Origin of the sequence: Paenibacillus sp. CECT 9249 (assembly GCF_918697855.1) — a bacterium.
Lineage (GTDB): Bacteria > Bacillota > Bacilli > Paenibacillales > Paenibacillaceae > MSJ-34.
The window spans coordinates 24372-44897 of the sequence record NZ_CAKKLI010000012.1; the positions used below are offsets into that span (position 1 = coordinate 24372).

24 protein-coding genes are annotated in these 20526 nt (G+C 51.1%); all 24 read left to right on the top strand.

Annotation, left to right across the window (positions count from 1 at the left end):
* Nucleotides 1–8: 8 nt before the first annotated feature.
* The 24 genes from LQ229_RS11365 (at nt 9) to LQ229_RS11480 (ending at nt 20520) form a co-directional block, all read left to right on the top strand.
* Entirely contained in the window at nt 9–545 is a 537-nt protein-coding gene (locus tag LQ229_RS11365; protein ID WP_230191769.1) for a flagellar hook capping FlgD N-terminal domain-containing protein, read from the top strand.
* A complete protein-coding gene (locus tag LQ229_RS11370; RefSeq protein WP_230191770.1) occupies nt 542–925 on the top strand; it encodes a TIGR02530 family flagellar biosynthesis protein in 384 nt (127 codons plus the stop codon). The genes LQ229_RS11365 and LQ229_RS11370 overlap by 4 nt, the downstream gene beginning before the upstream one ends.
* Nucleotides 926–1010: 85 nt before the next feature.
* Entirely contained in the window at nt 1011–1829 is an 819-nt protein-coding gene (flgG, locus tag LQ229_RS11375) for a flagellar basal body rod protein FlgG (RefSeq protein WP_216537512.1), read from the top strand.
* A 139-nt stretch (nt 1830–1968) separates the two neighbouring features.
* Nucleotides 1969–2193 carry a flagellar FlbD family protein gene (locus LQ229_RS11380; RefSeq protein ID WP_216537513.1) on the top strand — a complete coding sequence of 75 codons (225 nt, stop codon included), beginning with the start codon at nt 1969–1971 and terminating at the stop codon, nt 2191–2193.
* On the top strand, nt 2190–2660 hold the full coding sequence (locus tag LQ229_RS11385; protein WP_216537514.1) for a flagellar basal body-associated FliL family protein: 471 nt from the start codon (nt 2190–2192) through the stop codon (nt 2658–2660). The genes LQ229_RS11380 and LQ229_RS11385 overlap by 4 nt, the downstream gene beginning before the upstream one ends.
* Nucleotides 2661–2700: 40 nt before the next feature.
* On the top strand, nt 2701–3699 hold the full coding sequence (fliM, locus tag LQ229_RS11390; RefSeq protein WP_216537515.1) for a flagellar motor switch protein FliM: 999 nt from the start codon (nt 2701–2703) through the stop codon (nt 3697–3699).
* A complete protein-coding gene (gene fliY / locus LQ229_RS11395) occupies nt 3689–4867 on the top strand; it encodes a flagellar motor switch phosphatase FliY (RefSeq protein WP_216537516.1) in 1179 nt (392 codons plus the stop codon). The genes fliM and fliY overlap by 11 nt, the downstream gene beginning before the upstream one ends.
* A 21-nt stretch (nt 4868–4888) precedes the next feature.
* A complete protein-coding gene (locus LQ229_RS11400; protein ID WP_216537517.1) occupies nt 4889–5254 on the top strand; it encodes a response regulator in 366 nt (121 codons plus the stop codon).
* 57 nt (nt 5255–5311) lie between these two features.
* Nucleotides 5312–5818: a flagellar biosynthetic protein FliO gene (locus LQ229_RS11405; RefSeq protein WP_230191771.1), complete on the top strand. Its 507-nt coding sequence runs from the start codon at nt 5312–5314 to the stop codon at nt 5816–5818.
* Nucleotides 5815–6567, top strand: coding sequence for a flagellar type III secretion system pore protein FliP (fliP, locus tag LQ229_RS11410; protein WP_216537519.1), 753 nt, complete (start codon nt 5815–5817; stop codon nt 6565–6567). The genes LQ229_RS11405 and fliP overlap by 4 nt, the downstream gene beginning before the upstream one ends.
* Before the next feature lie 27 nt (nt 6568–6594).
* On the top strand, nt 6595–6864 hold the full coding sequence (gene fliQ, locus LQ229_RS11415; RefSeq protein ID WP_216537520.1) for a flagellar biosynthesis protein FliQ: 270 nt from the start codon (nt 6595–6597) through the stop codon (nt 6862–6864).
* A gap of 11 nt (nt 6865–6875) precedes the next feature.
* On the top strand, nt 6876–7658 hold the full coding sequence (gene fliR / locus LQ229_RS11420) for a flagellar biosynthetic protein FliR (protein ID WP_216537521.1): 783 nt from the start codon (nt 6876–6878) through the stop codon (nt 7656–7658).
* Between the two features lie 39 nt (nt 7659–7697).
* Nucleotides 7698–8786 (top strand): flagellar biosynthesis protein FlhB, encoded by a 1089-nt coding sequence (gene flhB, locus LQ229_RS11425; RefSeq protein WP_216537522.1) that lies wholly within the window; start codon nt 7698–7700, stop codon nt 8784–8786.
* Nucleotides 8787–8810: 24 nt separating this feature from the next.
* Nucleotides 8811–10844 carry a flagellar biosynthesis protein FlhA gene (flhA, locus tag LQ229_RS11430; RefSeq protein WP_230191772.1) on the top strand — a complete coding sequence of 678 codons (2034 nt, stop codon included), beginning with the start codon at nt 8811–8813 and terminating at the stop codon, nt 10842–10844.
* On the top strand, nt 10841–12139 hold the full coding sequence (gene flhF, locus LQ229_RS11435) for a flagellar biosynthesis protein FlhF (protein WP_216537524.1): 1299 nt from the start codon (nt 10841–10843) through the stop codon (nt 12137–12139). The genes flhA and flhF overlap by 4 nt, the downstream gene beginning before the upstream one ends.
* Before the next feature lie 4 nt (nt 12140–12143).
* Nucleotides 12144–13022 (top strand): MinD/ParA family protein, encoded by an 879-nt coding sequence (locus LQ229_RS11440; protein ID WP_216537525.1) that lies wholly within the window; start codon nt 12144–12146, stop codon nt 13020–13022.
* Nucleotides 13023–13029: 7 nt separating this feature from the next.
* The gene (locus LQ229_RS11445; RefSeq protein WP_230191773.1) at nt 13030–14187 is read left to right on the top strand and encodes a chemotaxis response regulator protein-glutamate methylesterase; all 1158 of its coding nucleotides are present in this window, start codon (nt 13030–13032) and stop codon (nt 14185–14187) included.
* Nucleotides 14188–14220: 33 nt separating this feature from the next.
* Nucleotides 14221–16251, top strand: coding sequence for a chemotaxis protein CheA (locus LQ229_RS11450; protein ID WP_230191774.1), 2031 nt, complete (start codon nt 14221–14223; stop codon nt 16249–16251).
* Nucleotides 16252–16284: 33 nt separating this feature from the next.
* Entirely contained in the window at nt 16285–16746 is a 462-nt protein-coding gene (locus tag LQ229_RS11455) for a chemotaxis protein CheW (RefSeq protein WP_216537528.1), read from the top strand.
* 9 nt (nt 16747–16755) lie between these two features.
* Nucleotides 16756–17370 (top strand): chemotaxis protein CheC, encoded by a 615-nt coding sequence (locus LQ229_RS11460; protein WP_216537529.1) that lies wholly within the window; start codon nt 16756–16758, stop codon nt 17368–17370.
* A complete protein-coding gene (locus tag LQ229_RS11465; RefSeq protein ID WP_230191775.1) occupies nt 17367–17864 on the top strand; it encodes a chemotaxis protein CheD in 498 nt (165 codons plus the stop codon). Before LQ229_RS11460 ends, LQ229_RS11465 begins: the two co-directional genes overlap by 4 nt.
* A 2-nt stretch (nt 17865–17866) precedes the next feature.
* Nucleotides 17867–18286, top strand: a complete 420-nt coding sequence (locus tag LQ229_RS11470; RefSeq protein WP_216537531.1) for a hypothetical protein — start codon at nt 17867–17869, stop codon at nt 18284–18286.
* A gap of 15 nt (nt 18287–18301) precedes the next feature.
* Nucleotides 18302–19087, top strand: a complete 786-nt coding sequence (locus tag LQ229_RS11475) for a FliA/WhiG family RNA polymerase sigma factor (RefSeq protein ID WP_216537532.1) — start codon at nt 18302–18304, stop codon at nt 19085–19087.
* Between the two features lie 26 nt (nt 19088–19113).
* A complete protein-coding gene (locus LQ229_RS11480) occupies nt 19114–20520 on the top strand; it encodes a FapA family protein (protein ID WP_216537533.1) in 1407 nt (468 codons plus the stop codon).
* The last annotated feature ends 6 nt before the right edge of the window (nt 20521–20526 follow it).

The following is a 20526-nucleotide window of genomic DNA, read 5'->3' on the forward strand; positions in this document are numbered from 1 at the left end:
GATCGCGTTTGGCAAGCGACATCATTTCAACGAAAAATGTTTGGCCGAATTACAGCCCTGAAAATGTGGCGGCGGCAAGCAAGAAAGAACATAAGCAAACGCTGGGGAAAGACGATTTTTTCAAAATTTTGATTACCCAGCTGCAAAATCAAGACCCGACGCAACCGCTGCAAGACCGGGAGTTTATCGCCCAAATGGCCCAGTTCACTTCGGTTGAGCAGCTCATGAATATTTCGAAACAACTCGGCGTGATGCAGCAGTCGCTTGGAGCGTCTTCGGGACTGATCGGCAAAGTGGTCAGTTGGACGGTGCCAGGCGATCCTCCGGAGACGAAAAGCGGCGTCGTCGAATCGATCGTCATTAAAGAAGGTGTGCAATACGCCCAAGTAGGCGAGGAGCAAATCGAGCTGGACAAGATCGAGAAAATCGAAAACGACACCGGGATGATCGATGACGGCGAGAATGGCAACGATTCGGATGTTTCCGAACCTGACAACGCCGATGAGGAAGACGCATCGGATGGAACCGGAGAGAATGCGCTATGACGGATCGCTTGACGATAGGACAGTTATATCCGGGGAAAGTTCCTCCGGCGGCGGTGCGGAACAAGGCGTTAGTGCCGGCGTATCCACCGAACGGTCCAAGCTTTCAGCGGCTGCTCGAGAATGAGCTTGTCCGGTTTAGCCAGCATGCGGAGATGAGACTCGCCCAGCGCGGAATCGAGCTTCAGCCCGATCATTTGACGAAAATCGGATCGGCAATCGACAAAGCCGCATCCAAAGGGGCGAAAGATTCGCTGATCATTATGAGCGACATGGCTTTTATCGTCAATGTGAAAAACCGGACGGTCGTGACGGCGATGGACAGCGCATCGATGCAGGACAATGTGTTTACGCAAATTGACAGCGCAATTGTAGTTTCATAAGGGCCGGACCGAAAAGGGAGCCCGGCGGTCGCGGATCGACGGATGCGATCGCAAACTGCAATCATTACGTTAAGGAGGAATCACCATGTTAAGATCAATGTATTCCGGCGTTTCAGGCATGCGCGGTTTCCAAACGAAGCTTGACGTCATCGGCAACAATATCGCCAACGTGAATACGGCGGGCTTCAAAGCGGGACGCGTCATGTTCAAAGACATTATGAGCCAAACGGTCGCCGGCGTCACGGCGCCGAATGACGGCCGCGGCGGGGTGAATCCGCAGCAAGTCGGTCTCGGCGTAGCGGTCGCGGCGATCGATACGATCCATTTAGGCGGCAGCGCGATGACGACGAACAGCCCGCTCGACTTGCGGATCGACGGCGACGGTTTCTTCATCGTCAAGATGGGCGAGGATCAGGGAGTGCCCTACTTGACCCGCGCCGGCAATTTTACGGTGGACGCGGATCGCAATCTGGTGAATGCGGATGGTTTGAACGTCTGCGATACCGGCGGTACGCCGATTGTCATTGACGGAGATGCGGTCAGCTTCTCGATCGGTCAGGACGGTTACATTATGTTGACAACGGCCGACGGCGAGATCGAACAAGGGCCGCAGATCGGAATTGCCAAGGTTGTTAACCCGGCCGGTCTGGAGAAAATCGGCGGCAATTTGTACCGGATGACGGCCAACGCGAACCCGGGCGGCGCGCTGGGTGAATTTTTCGGGGGCAACGATGCGGAGAACGGAACCGGCGCCATTATTACCGGGCAGCTTGAAATGTCGAACGTCGACCTGACGAACGAATTTACGGAAATGATCGTGGCGCAGCGCGGATTCCAGGCGAACTCCAGAATTATTACGACTTCGGACGAAGTGCTTCAAGAAGTTGTGAACTTGAAACGATAATGCCCCAAATGTTGGACGTTGATTGACGGAATATGAAATAGCAGGAAATGGCATCGATTTGTTGTACGTTTGTTTACAACAGCCGGTTCGTCCCGGAAGAGCTCCGTCTCTTCCGGGGGAATCGCGAAGGAGGATATCTATGATTTCCGTGACGCGTTTGAACGGTTCTCAAGTGTGGGTCAACGCTTTGTTAATCGAGAGCATCGAGGAAACGCCGGATACATACATAACGTTAGTTACAGGCAAAAAAATGATCGTGTTGGAAAAGGCCGACGAAGTGATTCGACTGATGAAGGAATACGTTAGCAGTGTCGGCGTGCTCGGCGCGACCATCAAGTTCCAATCGACGGAGGGGTCATCATGAAGAAGATGTTGCCATGGCTCATTACCATATTACTGGCCATCACCTTGATCATACTTGCGGCTTTTTTGTTATATAGGACGTTTATCGCCGACACCGATAAAACGCCGGTGCAAAACGCCGTAGAGCAAGTGGAGGCAAAGAAATTGTCGGCGAACGAAATCGTGGAAGTGACATCGCAAATTAGTGAAATTAAAACGAATTTGGGGGATCCGGATTATATCGTAATGATCAGCTTCGCGTTTCAACTGGACAAGAAAAAAACGAAGGAAAATTTCGACAAAATTAAGGACATCAATATTAAGCCGATTATTATTAAAACGTTGGCGGACATGAAGCCTGAGGAGTTGACAGGCGCAAACGGCAAAGACCAATTAAGCGCCAAGCTTGTCAATTTGATCAACAAGACGCTGCCGGACGGCAAGCTGGTTAAAATCGACGTGACGGACTTCATTATGTCGAGCATCTAGCCGGTGCGCCGCAAGCGATGACGCTAAGGGGGTGAAACGATTGGTTGATGTTTTATCACAGAATGAGATCGATGCTTTACTTGCAGCTCTTTCTTCCGGCGAAATGGATGCGGAAGAATTGAAAAAAGAAGAATCGCAGAAAAAAATCCGTTCTTACGATTTTAAAAGAGCCGTCCGTTTCTCCAAAGATCATATTCGCAGTTTAACGCGGATTCATGAAAACTTTGCCCGTTATTTGACGACCTATTTTTCTGCGCAGCTTCGAACGTTTGTGCAAATCAACGTCGTTCAGGTGGAGCAGCTGCCTTACGACGAGTTTATTCGGTCCATCCCGAAAATGACGATATTGAACATTTTTGAGGCGGAGCCGCTCGAAGGAAGAATGGTGCTCGAAGTTCATCCCAACGTCGCTTATGCCATGTTGGATCGCTTATTGGGAGGCATCGGCACGGCGCCGTCCAAAATTACCGCATTGACGGAAATCGAGACGATCGTCATGGAGCGAATTTTCAGCAGAGCGTTCGAAAGCTTGCAGGAAGCGTGGAAAACGGTGATCGATATTACTCCGCGTCTCGAGGCGCTGGAAACGAACCCGCAATTTATGCAAATCGTATCGCCGAACGAGACGATCGCGCTCATCTCGCTTAGCACCAAAATCGGCGATACGACGGGGATGATTAACCTTTGCATTCCGCATGTGGTCATCGAGCCGATTATGCCGCGTTTATCGGTGCATCATTGGTTCGTATCGCAAAAAAAATCGCGGGCGCCGGAAGAAGTGGAGACGCTGCGCTTGCGCGTCAACAAAGCCAAACTGCCGCTCGTTGCGGAGCTTGGAAACTCGCAAATTACGATTCAGGAATTTTTATCTTTATCGGTAGGGGATGTAATTACGTTAAATAAGAAAGTAGAAGAAGGATTGTCGGTGAAAGTTGGCGAAAAATTAAAGTTTATCGGCAGTCCGGGCGTCGTAAAAGATCGAATGGCAGTCCAGATTGACGAAATTGTCAATGAAGGAGTTGAAGAACATGACGAGTAAAGATTATTTGTCGCAAGAAGAAATAGACGCTCTGTTAAACCAGTCGGCCGCAGGCTCCGCGGAATCTGCGGAAACATCGATCGGCGACTATTTGACTCATATCGAGCAAGACGCATTGGGCGAAATCGGAAACATTACATTCGGCAGCGCGGCTACCGCCTTATCGACGCTATTAGGCAAGAAGGTGGATATTACGACACCGCAAGTGTCGATGATTTCCCGTGAAGATTTCGACAGCGAGTTTCCGCGTCCGCATGTAGCGGTGCATGTGACGTATGTGGATGGATTCGAAGGCATCAACTCGCTCGTGATCCGGACGAAGGACGCGCAGGTCATCGCCAACTTAATGCTGGGCGGGGACGGTGTCGTCACCGAAGAAGAGGAATTGACGGAAATACATATTAGCGCCGTGCAAGAAGCGATGAATCAGATGATGGGATCTTCGGCTACTTCAATGTCAACGATCTTTAATCGCTTGGTCAATATTTCTCCGCCGGGCATCGATATTTTGAATATTGAAAGCGGCCGGGGGCTTACGAAATTGCCGGAAGACGACATTATGGTGAAGGTATCGTTCCGGCTGACGATCGGCGACCTGATCGATTCGACGATTATGCAGCTGTTGCCCGTGCCGTTTGCCAAAGAGTTGGTGCGCACCTTGATGGGCGGCGTGGAAGAAAGCGAGCCGGCGCCGGTTCCGGTCGAGGCGCCGTCTGTGCCGCAGCAAACGCCTCAAGCGAACGTTCCGCAGGCGCCGGCGCAAACGTATGCGAACGCGGTCGATCCGACCTACGCCAGCGCATATCAAGCTCCGCCGCAACCGGCTTCGTACGGAGCCGCGGCCAATCGCAACGTCCAGCAGGTGAAATTCGGCAACCTCCAATCGGGGCCTTATACGCAGGCGGACGAGACGAATCTAAATTTATTATTAGACATCCCGCTCAAGGTCACTGTAGAATTAGGAAGGACCCAGAAGCAGATTAAGGAAATATTGGAACTGTCCCAAGGTTCCATTATCGAGCTGGACAAATTGGCCGGCGAACCAGTCGATATACTCGTGAACAACAAATTGATCGCGAAAGGCGAAGTTGTGGTTATCGATGAAAACTTTGGTGTTCGTGTTACGGATATCGTGAGCCAATGGGATCGAATTCAAAAACTACAATAGTTCTAGGGAGGATTTTTACAAATGTCAAACCGTATTTTAATCGTAGATGACGCAGCTTTCATGAGAATGATGATCCGTGACATTTTGACCAAGAACGGGTATGAAGTCGTGGCGGAAGCGCAGGACGGATCCCAAGCGATCGAGAAATTCAAGGAGCATAAGCCCGATCTCGTTACGATGGATATTACGATGCCGGAAATGGACGGTATTACCGCTCTGAAAGAAATTAAAAAGACGGACCCTTCGGCCAAAGTCATCATGTGTTCCGCGATGGGGCAGCAAGCGATGGTTATCGATGCGATCCAAGCCGGGGCGAAAGATTTTATCGTGAAACCGTTCCAGGCGGACCGCGTAATCGAAGCGATTAAGAAAACGCTAGGTTCATAGAAAATGATTTCCCTGCTTTCGGTCGAACCAGAAATTCCGGGCCGATCTTACGACCCGATGAGCGCGGTATTAAACGTCGTATGGGTCATCGTCGCCATGATTATCGTCATTGCCTTGATCGTCGTTGTCGCCAAATTTTTAGGGCAAAAAAATCGGACCTGGCTGAAAAATCGATCCATACGCACATTAGGCGCCATAGGACTTGCGCAGAATAAATCGCTGCAAGTGCTTGAAATCGGAAATACGATTTACGTGATCGGCGTCGGGGACGATGTCCGGCTTGTGGACAAAGTTTCGGATCCGGATGAGGTGGCGGCGATCGTCGCCGCGTTCGAGTCGGAACTGGCGAACCGTACCGAATTCGGACCGCTTATAAACGGCATCCGGAGCAAATTCCGCAAACGGGAAGCGAAGACGGAACAATACGATCAAGAACAGGAAATGTCCTCCGTTTCCTTTCACGAAGTGTTTCAAACGAAGCTCAATCGAATGCCGAACCGCAAACAAAAAGTAGAGGAACTGCTGCAGGACGAAAATAATGCAGATCGGTTGATGGATAAATGAAAAGAAAAGTCGTTATAGCGATCATTCTGTTACAACTCTTTGCTTTATTGACGGTAGTACAAGCGTATGCGGAGCCGATTCCGAACATTAATATTCAAATCGGAGAATCGGATGGGCAACCGGGAACGAGCGCGTTATCGCTATTGTTAATCATCACCGTGCTCAGCGTCGCTCCGGCGATTTTGCTCCTGATGACAAGCTTTACCAGAATCGTCATCGTACTCGGCTTCGTCCGAACGTCATTAGGAACGCAGCAGATGCCGCCCAATCAAGTATTGATCGGGCTTGCGCTGTTCATGACGCTGTTCGTCATGTCGCCTACCATTTCCGATGTGAATCAGGTTGCGCTCCAGCCGTACCTGAAAGGGGAAATCAATCAGACGGCGGCGCTCGAGAAGGCTTCCGTTCCGTTGAAGAAATTTATGATCTCGCATACGCGCGAGAAAGATTTGCTCTTATTCATGAAATATACGAAAACGGAGAAACCGCAAAGTTTCGAAGATTTGCCGATTACCGTACTGGTGCCGGCTTATGCGATCAGCGAATTGAAGACGGCGTTGCAAATGGGATTTATGATATTCGTGCCGTTTCTCGTCATTGACATGGTAGTCGCCAGCGTTCTCATGTCGATGGGGATGATGATGCTTCCGCCGGTCATGATTTCGCTTCCGTTCAAAATATTGTTGTTTATTTTGGTGGACGGTTGGTATCTTGTCGTGCAATCGCTATTGGCCAGCTTTAATACGTGAAGATGAAACGGTTAGGAGTGACTGCATATGACCACGGAATTTATCATCGGATTGGCAGGTCAGGCGGTCTACACCGTATTGAAAGTGTCCGCGCCATTGCTTATTATGGCGTTGGCCGTCGGTCTGACCGTGAGCATACTGCAAGCGACGACGCAAATCCAGGAACAAACGCTCGCGTTCGTTCCGAAAATTATCGCCGTATTTGTCGCTTTGCTTCTTTTCGGCCCGTGGATCTTAACGACCATGGTCGACTTTACATATAGCATCTTGAATAATTTACATCAATATATCGGATAGGCTGTGAGCAGATGGAAGTCATAATGCAAGCCTTCCCTGTCTTTTTGCTTATTTTTTGTCGAATCACATCGTTTTTTGTTGTCGCCCCTGTCTTTTCGACGCGAAACGTCCCGGCGCCGTTCAAAATCGGACTTTCTTTTTTCGTCGCGTTGATTATTTTCTTGACATACGGCATAACGAAAAGCGTACCGACCGATACCTTTTACATCGTTTCGATCTTGCGCGAGATTATTGTCGGCCTGTTAATGGGATTTACGGCCTACGTCTTTTTTTCCGCGATTCATACGGCAGGCGGATTCATCGATATGCAAATCGGGTTCGGGATTGCGAACGTCATCGACCCGGTTTCGGGTTTGAACTCGCCGATTATGGGCGGTTTTAAATATTTGGTGGCCACGCTGCTGTTCTTAACGATGAACGGCCATCATTATTTATTGAATGCGCTCATTCGCAGTTATGAAGTGGTGCCTTTGACGAATGAATTGTTTGGGCGGATTGCGGAAGGACGCATTTCGGAGTTTTTGGTGCTTACTTTCGCTCACGCTTTCGTGCTCGCGTTTCAACTCGCGGCTCCGCTTGTCGTCGCGTTGTTTCTGACGGACGTCGGACTCGGTTTTCTGGCGCGGACGGCGCCTCAATTCAATGTGTTCGTCATCGGGATCCCGTTGAAAATTATTGTCGGTTTGTTGATGCTGTTCTTTGTCATGTCCGGACTGGCGGTCATTTTCCAACAATTGTTCGCCCGCATGTTCGAATCGCTCGATCAATTGCTCTATTTAATGAACGCGATTTGAGTTTTGTTTTGAATTCCAGTTCAAAAAGGGGGGGCATTCGTGCAATTGCGCTATAGCCTTGACCTTCAGCTTTTTTCACAAGAGAAGACGGAAAAAGCGACGCCAAAAAAACGCAAGGAGGCGCGGCAAAAAGGTCAAGTTGCAAAAAGTGCGGAAATACCCGGTTCTGCCATTCTATTGGGAGCGTTTTTATGCTTGCTCATGTTCAGCGGTTTTTTTAAGGACCATCTGCTCCGGTTGTTTCGCGAACCGCTGGCGAACCGGTTGAATGAAACGATTACCGAGCAAAATGTGATGACGTTATTCGCCGATTTCACCTTGCAAATGCTCATTTTTCTTGCGCCTATTTTCGTCATGGCTATCGTCGTCGCGATCTTGGCCAATTATATGCAGATCGGCTTTTTGCTCACGGGCGAGCCGCTGAAAATGAAATTGAGCAAGCTTGATCCGATCAAAGGTTTCAAAAATATTTTCTCGATGCGCTCCGTCGTCGAATTTTTCAAGTCAATGCTGAAATTGGCGGTGATCGGGCTTCTCGTCTATACGTCGCTTTGGGGCGAACGGGAACATTTGCTCATGCTGTCCCATCTGTCGGTGGAGCAAATCTTTCAATTCGCGGCGAAATTAACATTGTCGCTCGGCTTGAAAATCGCGGCTTTGCTGCTGGTGCTCGCCTTTTTCGACTATATGTACCAGCGTTATTCGCATGAGAAGAGCTTGCGAATGTCCAAGCAGGACATTAAAGACGAGTTCAAGAAGATGGAGGGCGATCCGCTGATCAAAGGAAAGATTCGCGAACGCCAGCGCCGTATGGCGCTGCGGCGAATGATGCAGGATGTTCCGAAAGCGGATGTCATCATTACGAACCCGACTCACTTTGCCGTCGCTCTAAAGTACGATTCGGGCGAAATGGAAGCTCCGCAAATTATTGCGAAAGGCCAGGATTATGTGGCGCTGAAAATTAAAGAAATCGCCAAAGAGCATGGAATCGTGACGATGGAAAATAAACCTTTGGCCAGAGCGCTGTTCGAACGGACGGAAATCGGAGATTCCATTCCGGCGGATTTGTTCCAGGCGGTAGCCGAAGTTCTGGCCTATGTGTACAAGCTCAAAGGAAAATCGAAATAAAGCAGGGGATTGGAGGTGGCAAACTTGAAGGCTAAAGATTTAACCGTTCTTCTCGGAATCATCGGTATCGTTCTTATGATGGTTTTGCCGATCCCGACTTGGCTTTTGGATATTTTATTGATTATTAACATATCGCTTGCACTCATGGTTTTGCTAATCGCCATGAATACGAAAGAAGCGCTGCAGTTCTCCATTTTTCCGGCGCTGCTGCTGATTACGACATTATTTCGGCTGGCGCTTAACATTTCGACGACAAAGCTTATCTTGGGCCAGGCCAATGCGGGACATGTCGTAGCCACCTTCGGCGGTTGGGTAGCGCAGGGAGAACCGGCTGTCGGATTTATCGTCTTTCTCATTCTGGTCGTCGTACAGTTTATCGTCATTACGAAAGGTTCGGAACGCGTCGCCGAGGTTGCCGCCCGCTTTACGCTCGACGCGATGCCCGGGAAGCAGATGAGCATCGACGCCGATTTGAACGCAGGCCTGATCAACGAACAGCAAGCGCGGGAACGCCGGGCCAAAATCGAGAAGGAAGCCGACTTTTACGGTGCGATGGACGGGGCGAGCAAGTTCGTCAAGGGGGATGCGATCGCATCCATCATCATCTTGCTCATTAACTTGATCGGCGGTTTTATTATCGGGATTGCCATTCACGGAATGCAGTTCGGAGAAGCGCTCGGCACTTACTCCATCTTAACGATCGGCGACGGGCTGGTCAGCCAAATTCCTGCGCTGCTCATCTCGACGGCGGCCGGTCTCATCGTGACGAGAGCCGCTTCCGACGGCAATTTGGCCGACGATTTAAGCGGACAAGTATTTACATATCCGAAATTGATATATATTGTGGCAGGCACGATTACGGTACTAGGACTTTTTACCCCTATCGGCATCATGGCTACCTTGCCGTTTGCGGCGCTGCTGCTGTTTGCCGCGAGAAGAATGCAGAAGACGCTTGCCAAACGGCAAATCGAAGAGGAACAGCAAGAAGAAGAGCAGCAAATCGAAGAGGTGCGCAGTCCGGAAAGCGTCATAAGCTTGCTTCAGGTCGATCCGATCGAATTCGAATTCGGCTATGGGTTAATTCCGCTTGCCGATACGCAGCAGGGCGGGGATTTGCTTGACCGGATCATTATGATCCGGCGGCAATGCGCCCTGGAATTGGGACTTGTCGTACCTGTAATCCGAATTCGCGACAATATTCAACTTAAACCGAACGAATACGTCATCAAAATTAAAGGAAATACGGTAGCCCGCGGTGAATTATTACTTAATCACTATTTGGCTATGAGTCCCGGGTATGAGGACAATTCGATCAACGGCATCGAAACGACGGAACCCGCATTCGGCTTGCCCGCTTTGTGGATTGACGAAGCGACGAAGGAACGCGCGGAACTGGCGGGTTATACGGTCGTCGATCCGCCGTCCGTCGTTGCGACGCATTTGACGGAAATCATCAAGAAACATGCGCATGAATTGATCGGACGCCAGGAGACAAAGGCGCTGGTGGAGAACGTCAAGGAAACGTATCCCGCGCTCGTCGACGATCTCATTCCGTCCGTGCTGACGATCGGGGAAGTTCAGAAGGTGCTCGCCAAGCTGTTGCGCGAGAAAATTTCGATCCGCGACTTAGTGACCATTTTCGAAACGTTGGCGGACTACGGCACCTATTCGAAAGACCCGGACGTTCTGACCGAATATGTGCGGCAAGCGCTGTCGAGGCAAATTACGCAGCAATATACGTCGCAAGGAGAAACGTTGCGGGTCATTACCGTCGGACCTTCGCTGGAGAAAAAAATTGCGGAAAGCGTCCATACCTCCGATCAAGGAAGCTATTTGGCGCTCGATCCTTCGGCAACGCAGCAAATTTTCCAGAAGCTGACCGAACAAGTGCAGCGTCTCCTCCAATCCGGCCAGCAGCCGATCATTTTGACGTCGCCGACGATCCGGATGTATTTGCGGCAAGTGATCGAACGGACGATGCAGGATGTGCCTGTCATTTCGTACAGCGAGCTTGAGCCTAACGTAGAAATACAAAGTGTCGGGGTGGTGAACTTATGAGGGTCAAACGATATATCGTAGAGACGATGCCGACGGCGATGAAGCAAATTCGGGAAGAACTCGGGCATGACGCGGTCATTCTGAGCACGAAAGATATGTACATCGGCGGTTTTCTCGGCATGTTCCGCAAAAAAAGAATCGAAGTGATCGCAGCCGTGGACAAAACGGCAACCGCAGGCGGCGGCAAATCGTCCCTGCCCCGGCAGGCGGCACCCCCCGCGCCTGCGGCTCAGTTTGCGGCCGCCGTCGCGGCGCTGCAAAAAGAAGAAACGGCGGCCGCATCCCCTTCTTCGGCGGAAGCGCAGCCGCGGCCGCACCGGGTTGCGGCTGTTGCACAATTGACGGAAGAGCGGCATGCGCCAATTGAACTCCGGGAATCCAATCCGGAGATTTCGGCGTTGCCCGGCCCTTCGAACGGCTCGACGCGCGACGAGCTCCTGCTGCAAGAGATCAGGCAGATGAAGGAAACGCTGTCCCGTTTGACCCGGCAATCTTCGTTGGGATCGCAGCTGCCGGAGCCGCTGCAGCAACTCGAACGATTATTGGCAGAGCATGAAGTCGATCCGGAATTGACGGCGCAATGGATCGAGTCGCTTCACGAAGAAGCGGAGGAGCGGGGGTTGGACATCGACGAAGCGTTCGTCCGGGACGGCATAAGGCGCTACCTGAGTAATATCGTCGGTCCGGCGCTTACCGGCGGCATCGCGCCAGAAACGCGTATCGTGTATGTGGCGGGCCCGACCGGCGTCGGCAAAACGACGACCATCGCCAAGCTTGCGGCGGAGCAGCTGTTCCGAAACAACCGGAAAGTCGGCTTGATTACTTCGGATACGTACCGGATCGCCGCGGTGGAACAGCTGCGCACTTATGCGACGATTTTGAACATACCGCTCGAAGTTGTCAACTCGCCCAAAGATTTTATGCGGGCCATGGGCAATTTGGAAGCCTGCGATCTCATCCTGATGGATACGGCAGGCAGAAACTTCCGCAACGAAATGCTCGTTTCCGAACTGAACAGTTTGTTTAGGCCGTTGGACCATAGCGAGATGTATTTAGTCCTAAGCCTTACTTCGAAGTATCGGGACATGAAGACGATCGTAGACCATTTTACGAAGTTTAAGCTAGACAAGGTCATTTTTACGAAAATGGACGAAACGAAATGTTATGGGCCGATTTTGAATTTTGTTCATGATTACGACGTCAAGCTTTCCTATGTGACGAACGGCCAAAATGTGCCGGAAGATATCGAAATCCTTCAAGAAGAAGCGCTGATAAATCTCATCTTAGGAGAATAGGCCCATGTTTGATCAAGCACAAGCTTTAAGAAATCTTGTCCGCAACCGGGAAAGCCTGCGTCAAGGCGAGAGACGGACGAAAATCGTTACGATAACGAGCGGAAAAGGCGGGGTCGGCAAGTCGAATTTCACGTTGAACTTCGCTTTGTCGCTGCAATCGCTGGGCCAGAAGGCATTAGTATTCGATGCGGATATCGGAATGGCCAATATCGACGTATTAATGGGCGTGCAAGCAAGATATCATTTATACCATTTATTGAAACGGGAAAAGACGATTTGGGAAATTATACATACCGGACCGAAGGAATTGCAATTTATCGCGGGGGGATCCGGATTTCAGGATTTGCTGTCCCTGCCGGAAGAAGATTTGAATTATTTTACGGAACAAGTCGATCAGTTGACCGGCTCCGTCGATTACATATTGTTCGATACCGGAGCGGGCCTCAGCAAGGAAACGTTGAAATTTATCGTAGCGGCCGACGAAACGATCGTCGTGACGACGCCGGAGCCGACTTCGATAACCGACGCATACGCATTGATCAAAGTAGTGCACCGCATGCGCCCGGACGTCTCATTTCAACTTGTTGTCAATCGAGTGGCCGACGTATCCGAAGGCCGGCAAACGGCGGATAAAATCAAATTGGTGGCAGAGCAATTTCTCGAATTGGATATACCGACGCTCGGCTATATATCCGACGATTCGAACGTATCCAAGGCGGTGAAGAAGCAGGTGCCGTTTACGATCGCTTTTCCGAACAGCATCGCTTCCAAGGAAATTGCGCAAATGTCGACCAGATTTATAACAGGTCAACGTTATACCGAACCCGTCCCAGGCGGTGTCAAAGGTTTTTTCAACAAGATGTTACGACTTCAAAGGAAGTGATGCCGATATGCGTACCACAAAAGTATTGGTAGTAGACGACTCCGCTTTTATGCGTAAATATATATCCGATTTAATTAACGCAGACCCGGCTTTAACCGTTGTCGGAACTGCGAAAAACGGGGAGGACGGGGTCGAACAAGTCAAACGGATTCAGCCGGATGTCGTGACGATGGATATCGAGATGCCGGTCATGAACGGGCTGCAGGCGCTGGAGAAAATAATGAGCGAATGCCCCGTTCCCGTCATAATGCTGTCCAGCTTGACGGATCAAGGCACAAAAGAAACGATTATGGCTTTGGAATACGGAGCGTTCGACTTTATCAAAAAACCTTCCGGCTCGATCTCGTTCGACATCCATAAAGTCGGCGGATTGCTTAGGGAAAAGTTGAAAGCGGCGGCCGTTTCGAGAACGGTCCGAACGAAGCCCAAGGCGGGGCCGCCGCCCGGTTTGCCGCCGGTTCAAGCGCAGTCCGCTCCTATTACCGCAGCGAAACCGCGGGAGAAGATGAGACCGCGCGCGTTCGAACCGCAAGCGGAAGAAATCGCCCATGCCCCTTCCGCGCCGTTCGTTAGCCGCAACAAGTCGGCATTTCAAAGTTTGGTGGCGGTCGGAACGTCTACCGGAGGGCCGCGAGCATTGAAGGAATTGCTGTCCGCATTGCCGGAACACTTTCCGGCTCCGATCGTCATTGTGCAGCATATGCCTGCCAATTTCACCAAATCGCTCGCCGCCCGGCTCGACTCGTTGTGCAGAATTCGCGTGGTCGAAGCCGCAAACGGGCAGACGCTGGAAGCGGGTACGGCTTATATCGCGCCCGGCGGATTCCACATGACGGTTGCAAAGGATCGGAACGGCGCCTATCAAGCGCTTCTGAACCGTTCCGAGCTGCGCGGCGGCCATCGGCCTTCCGTCGACACGCTGTTCGAATCGTTGCTGCCATGGAAGGAACTGCGCCGCCACATCGTTCTATTGACAGGCATGGGCAGCGACGGGGCCAAATCGATGAAGGCGTTATACGATGACGGGGTCAAATCGACTTTCGCCGAGAGCGAGGAGACGTGCGTCGTCTATGGAATGCCGCGTTCGGCAATCGAGTTGAATTGCGTATCTTATACTTTGCCTTTGCAAGACATAGCTCCACAGTTGCTTCATGTTGTCAAATAGCGGAATGGATTTCATTGAGGAGGTGCTTGGATCATGGAAATGAATCAATATTTATCCATGTTTATTGACGAATCGACGGAACACTTGCAATCATTGAACGAAAATATGCTGCAATTGGAAAACAGCCCCGAGGACCTGGGCATCGTGCAAATTATTTTTCGCTCGGCCCACACGTTAAAAGGAATGTCTGCCACGATGGGCTTTGAAGATTTAGCGTCTTTGACCCATCAAATGGAGAACGTATTGGATTTGGTCCGCAACGGCCAATTGAAAATGAACAGCCATATTTTCGATACGTTATTTAAAAGTCTGGACGCATTGGAATCGATGGTACAGGATATTACGCAAGGCGGGGAAGGGAAGGCGGACGTCTCCCATATCGTTGCCCAATTACGCGCGATAGAAAGCGGTGATTTCGAAGATTCCGCGGCAAGCTCAAACTCCGGAAACCACAATGCCTCGCCGGAAGGCGTTCAATTGGACCAATACCAGTTCTCGGTGCTGGACCAGTCGATCGCGGCGGGGAACACCGTTTTTTACATCGAAGTGACCGTACGGGAAGATTGCGTGCTGAAAGGCGCGCGCGCCTATATGGTGTTCGACTGCTTGGAACGCAACGGGGAAGTCGTGAAATCGAATCCTTCCGTGCAAGATTTGGAGCAGGAAAAATTCGATCGAAGCTTCTCGGTATACTTTATCTCCCAAGTGGGGCAAGAGCAGTTGCAGCAATCGATTTCACAAATTTCCGAAATCGAGCAAGTACATATCGTCTCTGTCGATCATGAGACATTGAATCATTTGAACCGGCAGCAAGAGCAGAAGGCGGAACTCGCAAGCGCGAAACGGGAGGCGGCGGCGACCAGCGTCAAGGCTTCGGAAAGCGCGCCTGCCAGAACAGCGGGAACGGCTGCGGCGACGCGCACCATTCGCGTCGACATCGAACGCCTGGACGTCCTGATGAATTTATTCAGCGAATTGCTGATCGACCGCGTTCGCTTGGAGCAATTGGCAAGCGAAATCAAACGGACGGATTTGACGGAGACGGTCGAACATATGACCCGCGTCAGCGGCGATTTGCAAAATATTGTGCTGAAGCTGCGCATGGTACCGGTCGATACGGTATTTAACCGCTTTCCGCGCATGGTTCGCGATCTGGCCAAATCGCTGGACAAAAAAGTCGATCTGGTCATTACGGGAGCGGATACGGAACTCGACCGTACCGTTATCGAAGAGATCGGCGATCCGCTCGTTCATTTGCTGCGCAATTCGATCGATCATGGCGTCGAAGCGATCTCAGGCCGGCTGGCGGCCGGGAAGCCGGAAACGGGCACGATCCAATTGCGGGCGTTCCATAGCGGCAATCACGTCTTTATCGAAATCGAGGATGACGGTCAAGGCATTAACCGCGACAAAGTGTTGCAAACGGCGTTGAAAAACGGAGTCATCGGCGCCGACGAGGCGAAATCGATGACCGACGAGCAAGTATACAACCTGCTGTTCGCTTCCGGTTTCAGCACGGCCGATAAAGTGTCGGATATATCCGGCCGAGGCGTAGGACTTGACGTCGTGAAATCGAAGATCGCCTCGCTCGGAGGGAATGTGTCGGTCGAATCGACGCCGGGACAAGGCTCCAAATTTTCCGTCCAGCTTCCGCTTACGCTTTCGATTATTTCGGCCATGCTGGTCGGACTCGGATCCGAGAAATATGCGATACCGCTCTCGTCGATTGTCGAGACGATGGTGATCGATCATAAACAAATTCGCACCGTTCACGGCAATCAAATGATCGATTACCGTCAATCGATCATCCCGGTCATTTCGCTGGCTCAAGTATTCGACTGTCCGGACTCGGCCGTCGATAGCGAGGAAGAATCCGAGGTGATCGTCATTAGAAAAGGAGACCGATTGGCAGCGTTTATGGTGGACGAGTTTATCGGCCAAAGCGAAATTGTCATCAAAACGATGGGGAAATATTTAACGAATATATATGGCATTTCCGGCGCGACGATATTGGGCGACGGACAAGTAGCGCTCATCATCGACCCGAACGCGTTGGTGAAATAAATAGCACACAAAACTTTGAGGAGGGTTCATGGTATGGGAGAAGAAATGAAAGTGATCGTGTTCGCGTTAGGAAATGAAGAATATGGCATCGAAGTCGATCAAGTTCGCACGATCGAGCGAATGCTGCCGATTACCCGCGTACCGAAAACATACGCTTTTGTGAAAGGTGTCATTAATTTGCGCGGCGTCGTCGTGCCGATCATCGATTTGCGGGGACGGTTCGGACTGCCGGAGACGGAATATACGGAACATACCCGTATCGTGATCGTCGCGGTCGCGGATATGGAAGTCGGCTTTATCGTCGATGCCGCTAGCGACGTCATCGACTTGAACAGCGATCAAATCGAGTCTCCTCCGGAAGTCGTCGGCGGCATTAAAGCGAAATATTTGCGCGGTGTCGCCAAAATCGGCGAGGACCGGTTGCTCATTATGCTCAATTTGCCGGAAGTGCTGAACAAGAGCGAAATTATCCAACTGGAAAGTTTAGAGGAGTAGCGCGTGGGAATGTTCAAGCATATGGCGGAGCTTAACTTCGATGTGCTGAAGGAGGTCGGCAACATCGGGGCCGGTCATGCGGCTACCGCTTTGTCGCGCTTGCTGAATAAGCCGATCGACATGGCCGTTCCGTCCGTTCGACTTCTTTCGTTCGACGAGATTGCGGAACAGGTAGGAGGAGCGGAACAGGTTGTCATCGCCATATTTTTACGCGTCGAGGGCGAAGCGCCCGGAAACCTCTTTTTTATTATGAAGCCTAATGCCGCCAAAAAATTGCTTCGCAATTTGGCGGGCATCGAAGTGGAATCGGAACATTTTTATTCGGAGATGGAACAGTCGGCACTCTGTGAAATAGGCAATATTTTGGCGGGATCCTACTTGACCTCGTTAGCCGATTTTACCCGGTTGTCCATGTTCCCGACCGTACCTGCGCTTGCCATCGATATGGCGGGAGCGATTCTAAGCTACGGCTTGCTGCAATTCGGTCAGATGGGCGACGACGCCCTGCTGATCGATACGACGTTTCTGGAAGGGGAAGAGGAAGTCGAAGGCCAATTTTTTCTTATCCCGGATCCCGAGTCCTTCGCCAAAATATTCGGAGCATTGGGAGTGCCGTACGAATGATCGATGACCGGCTGTTAGTGAAGGTGGGAATGGCCGATCTCAACCTTGTGAAGGGTTCCGGCATCATTCGAACGACCGGGCTCGGTTCATGCGTCGGGCTCACGTTATACGATCCGGCAGCTTACATTGCCGGGATGGCGCATATTATGCTTCCGTCCTCCGATACGGCGCGCGAAGGGAAGATGAACGTCGCGAAGTATGCCGATACGGCCATCCCCGAATTGCTGCGCTTGATGGAGCAGGCCGGCGCGGTTCGTTCGCGGCTTGCGGCGAAAATGGCGGGCGGCGCGCAAATGTTCGCTTTTCAATCGATGAGCGAAACGATGCGCATCGGCCCGAGAAATGCGGAGACGTGCAAGAGCGTATTGCAGCAGCTTGCGATTCCGCTTCTGGCGGAGGATACCGGAGGCAATTACGGCAGGACGATCGAGATGGATTGCGAAACCGGAATATTACATATACGGAGTGTACAATTTGGCGAGAAGGAAATATGACTATGACAAAAACAATTCGATGGAATGCAGTTTTCGGGGCGGTCGGTTTCTTTATCACGTTTTTGATTTCCCTGAATAGCAATCTGTTTATGACCAGTTTCATTCGCGGCATTTATGCTTTTGTAATATGGTTTGCGCTTGCTTTTGTCGTACGTTTTGCTTTACAGCTTCTGGCGAGCGGAGGGAATGCGGAGAGCGCGGCAAAGCATGCCCTTGCCGCCGAAGACGACCGGAGGGGGGCGCAGTTGGATGTAGTCACGCCGGACGAGACGGAGGATTTGCATCGATTGCTGAAACAACAGCCGGACGAGCAAGCGGGAGAAGCCGAATTTACGCCGTTGCAACCGCCCAAGCTTGTGAAAAAAGCCGAAGAAAACCCCGAACAGATCGTTCGGGCAATCCGTCACCTGACAGAAGAATAAGGAGGGTGAAGCGATATGATCGAGCAAAAAAATCCGCACTTAACCAACTTCGATCTGTGGGAAAAGTGGAAACTGGACGGAGATATCGAAGCGAAGAGAAGGTTGATCGAGCAATATTTGCCCATCGTCGAATTTGTCACCAATCGATTAGCGATTGGGCTTCCCAAAAATGTGTCCAAAGACGATTTGGCAAGCAACGGGGTTATGGGATTGATCGATGCGATTGAGAAGTTCGATTATATGCGGGGTTTGCAATTTGAAACGTACGCTTCGTGGCGCGTGCGCGGCGCCATATTGGACGGGCTGCGGCAAGGCGATTGGGTGCCGCGCTCGGTGCGCGAAAAAGCGAAAAAAATTGAGGACGCTTATCAAAAACTGGAGCAGCAATATTTGCGTTCCGTAACGGATCAGGAAATGAGCGAATATTTGCAAATCTCGGAGAAAGAGTTCCAAACGATGCTGCAAGAAGTTGCGGTGATGAGCATTTGTTCCTTGGAAGATCCGATTCGCGAGGAAGAATCCGAAACCCGGCTGTCTTTATTAGTGGATGAGAAGGCGAAAAATCCGGAATATACGGTAAACGAGTTTTATTTGAAAGAATCGTTAGTGAAAGGGATCGAAAGACTGACGGAAAAAGAACGGACAGTAATCTCGCTATTTTATTACGATGATTTATCGCTCAGCGAAATTGCCGAAGTGATGTCGCTCTCGCCTTCGCGTATTTCCCAACTGCATTCCAAAGCGATATTACGATTGAGAGGCGCGCTCGAAAAAAGCAGGACGCAGCTTCTGCAAAACTAATAGTTTGGAAAGGAGGGGATGATATTATGACACAGCGGTTCGATCCGGAGCAATATTTGGACGTATCCATAACGGACGATAAGATGGAAGCGCATCTGTTTTTCAAAAAAATTGCGGAGGATTTCGAATGTTCGGCCGAGCAATTGAAATCTTTCTGTAAAAGTCATAATATCGTGTACGGCGTGAAATACGAGGAGTTGAATCGTATCGCCAGCAACCCGAAAGCATTTTTCGCAGGAAAAACGTTGATCGCGATGGGGAAACATCCAACGGACGGCAAGGACGGACGAATCCAGACGAACGTTAATTTCGACGACAGCGACAAGAGGCCGAAAGAACTGGCGGACGGTTCGGTCGATTATAAAGACGTTATCCAGTTGAACAACGCCCGCAAAGGGCAATTGATCGCGCAGCGAATTCCGCCCACCGACGGAATTCCGGGCATGACGGTTACCGGCGAAGAAGTTCCGGGCAAGAAAGGCAAAGACGTACGCTTCAAGGTCGGGAAAAATGTCGTCGTCGATCCGGAGCAGCGGGCGATGTATGCGGCGATCGACGGCCTTGTCACCCAAACCGATAAGGATAAAATCAACGTCTTTCCGGTATATGAAGTAAACGGCGACGTCGATTACAATACCGGCAATATCGATTTTGTCGGAACGGTTGTCGTGCGAGGCAATGTTCTGACCGGATTCCGCATTAAAGCGTCCGGCGACATCCGGGTGGTCGGCGGCGTCGAAGGCGCCGAGCTGGAAGCGGAAGGTTCGATCGAAATTACGAGCGGCATTATTGCGGGCAACAAAGGGTATGTTCGGGCCGGGCAAAATGTGAAGAGCTCTTTTATTCAGGACGGGAACGTATTCGCCGGAAACGATGTCATCGTATCGCAAAGCATTATGCATTCGAATATCCGCGCGGGCAAAAGCGTCGTCTGCACCGGCACGAAAGGGCTGATCGTCGGAGGCATGCTGCAAGCCGGCGAGCGCGTGACCGCGAGAACGATCGGCAATTCGATGTCGACCGCTACCGTCATCGAAGTCGGCGTGCTGCCCGATCTGCGCAACGAGCTGACGGAGCTTCGCAGCAAGCTGCGGGCGAGCGCGGATAATATGGACAAAACGGATAAAGCTCTGGCCATGCTGGATCAATTGGCGGCGGCGGGACAATTGTCGCCGGATCGGCTTGCGATGCGCATCAAGCTGAACGCGACGAAGAAACAGGCGCTGCAGGAGCAGGACGAAATGCGGGAGAGAATTCTAGAGCTCGAAAAGATGTTGGAAGAGACGCACACGGCGAAAGTGGAAGTAACCAAAACGATATACGGCGGAGCCAAAATCGTGATCGGCCGCTATACCCGTTTCATTAAAGATCCGACGGATCATGTATCCTTTCGTTTGAGCGAAGGGGAAGTCACGATGATTCCTTACGTATAATCGCAT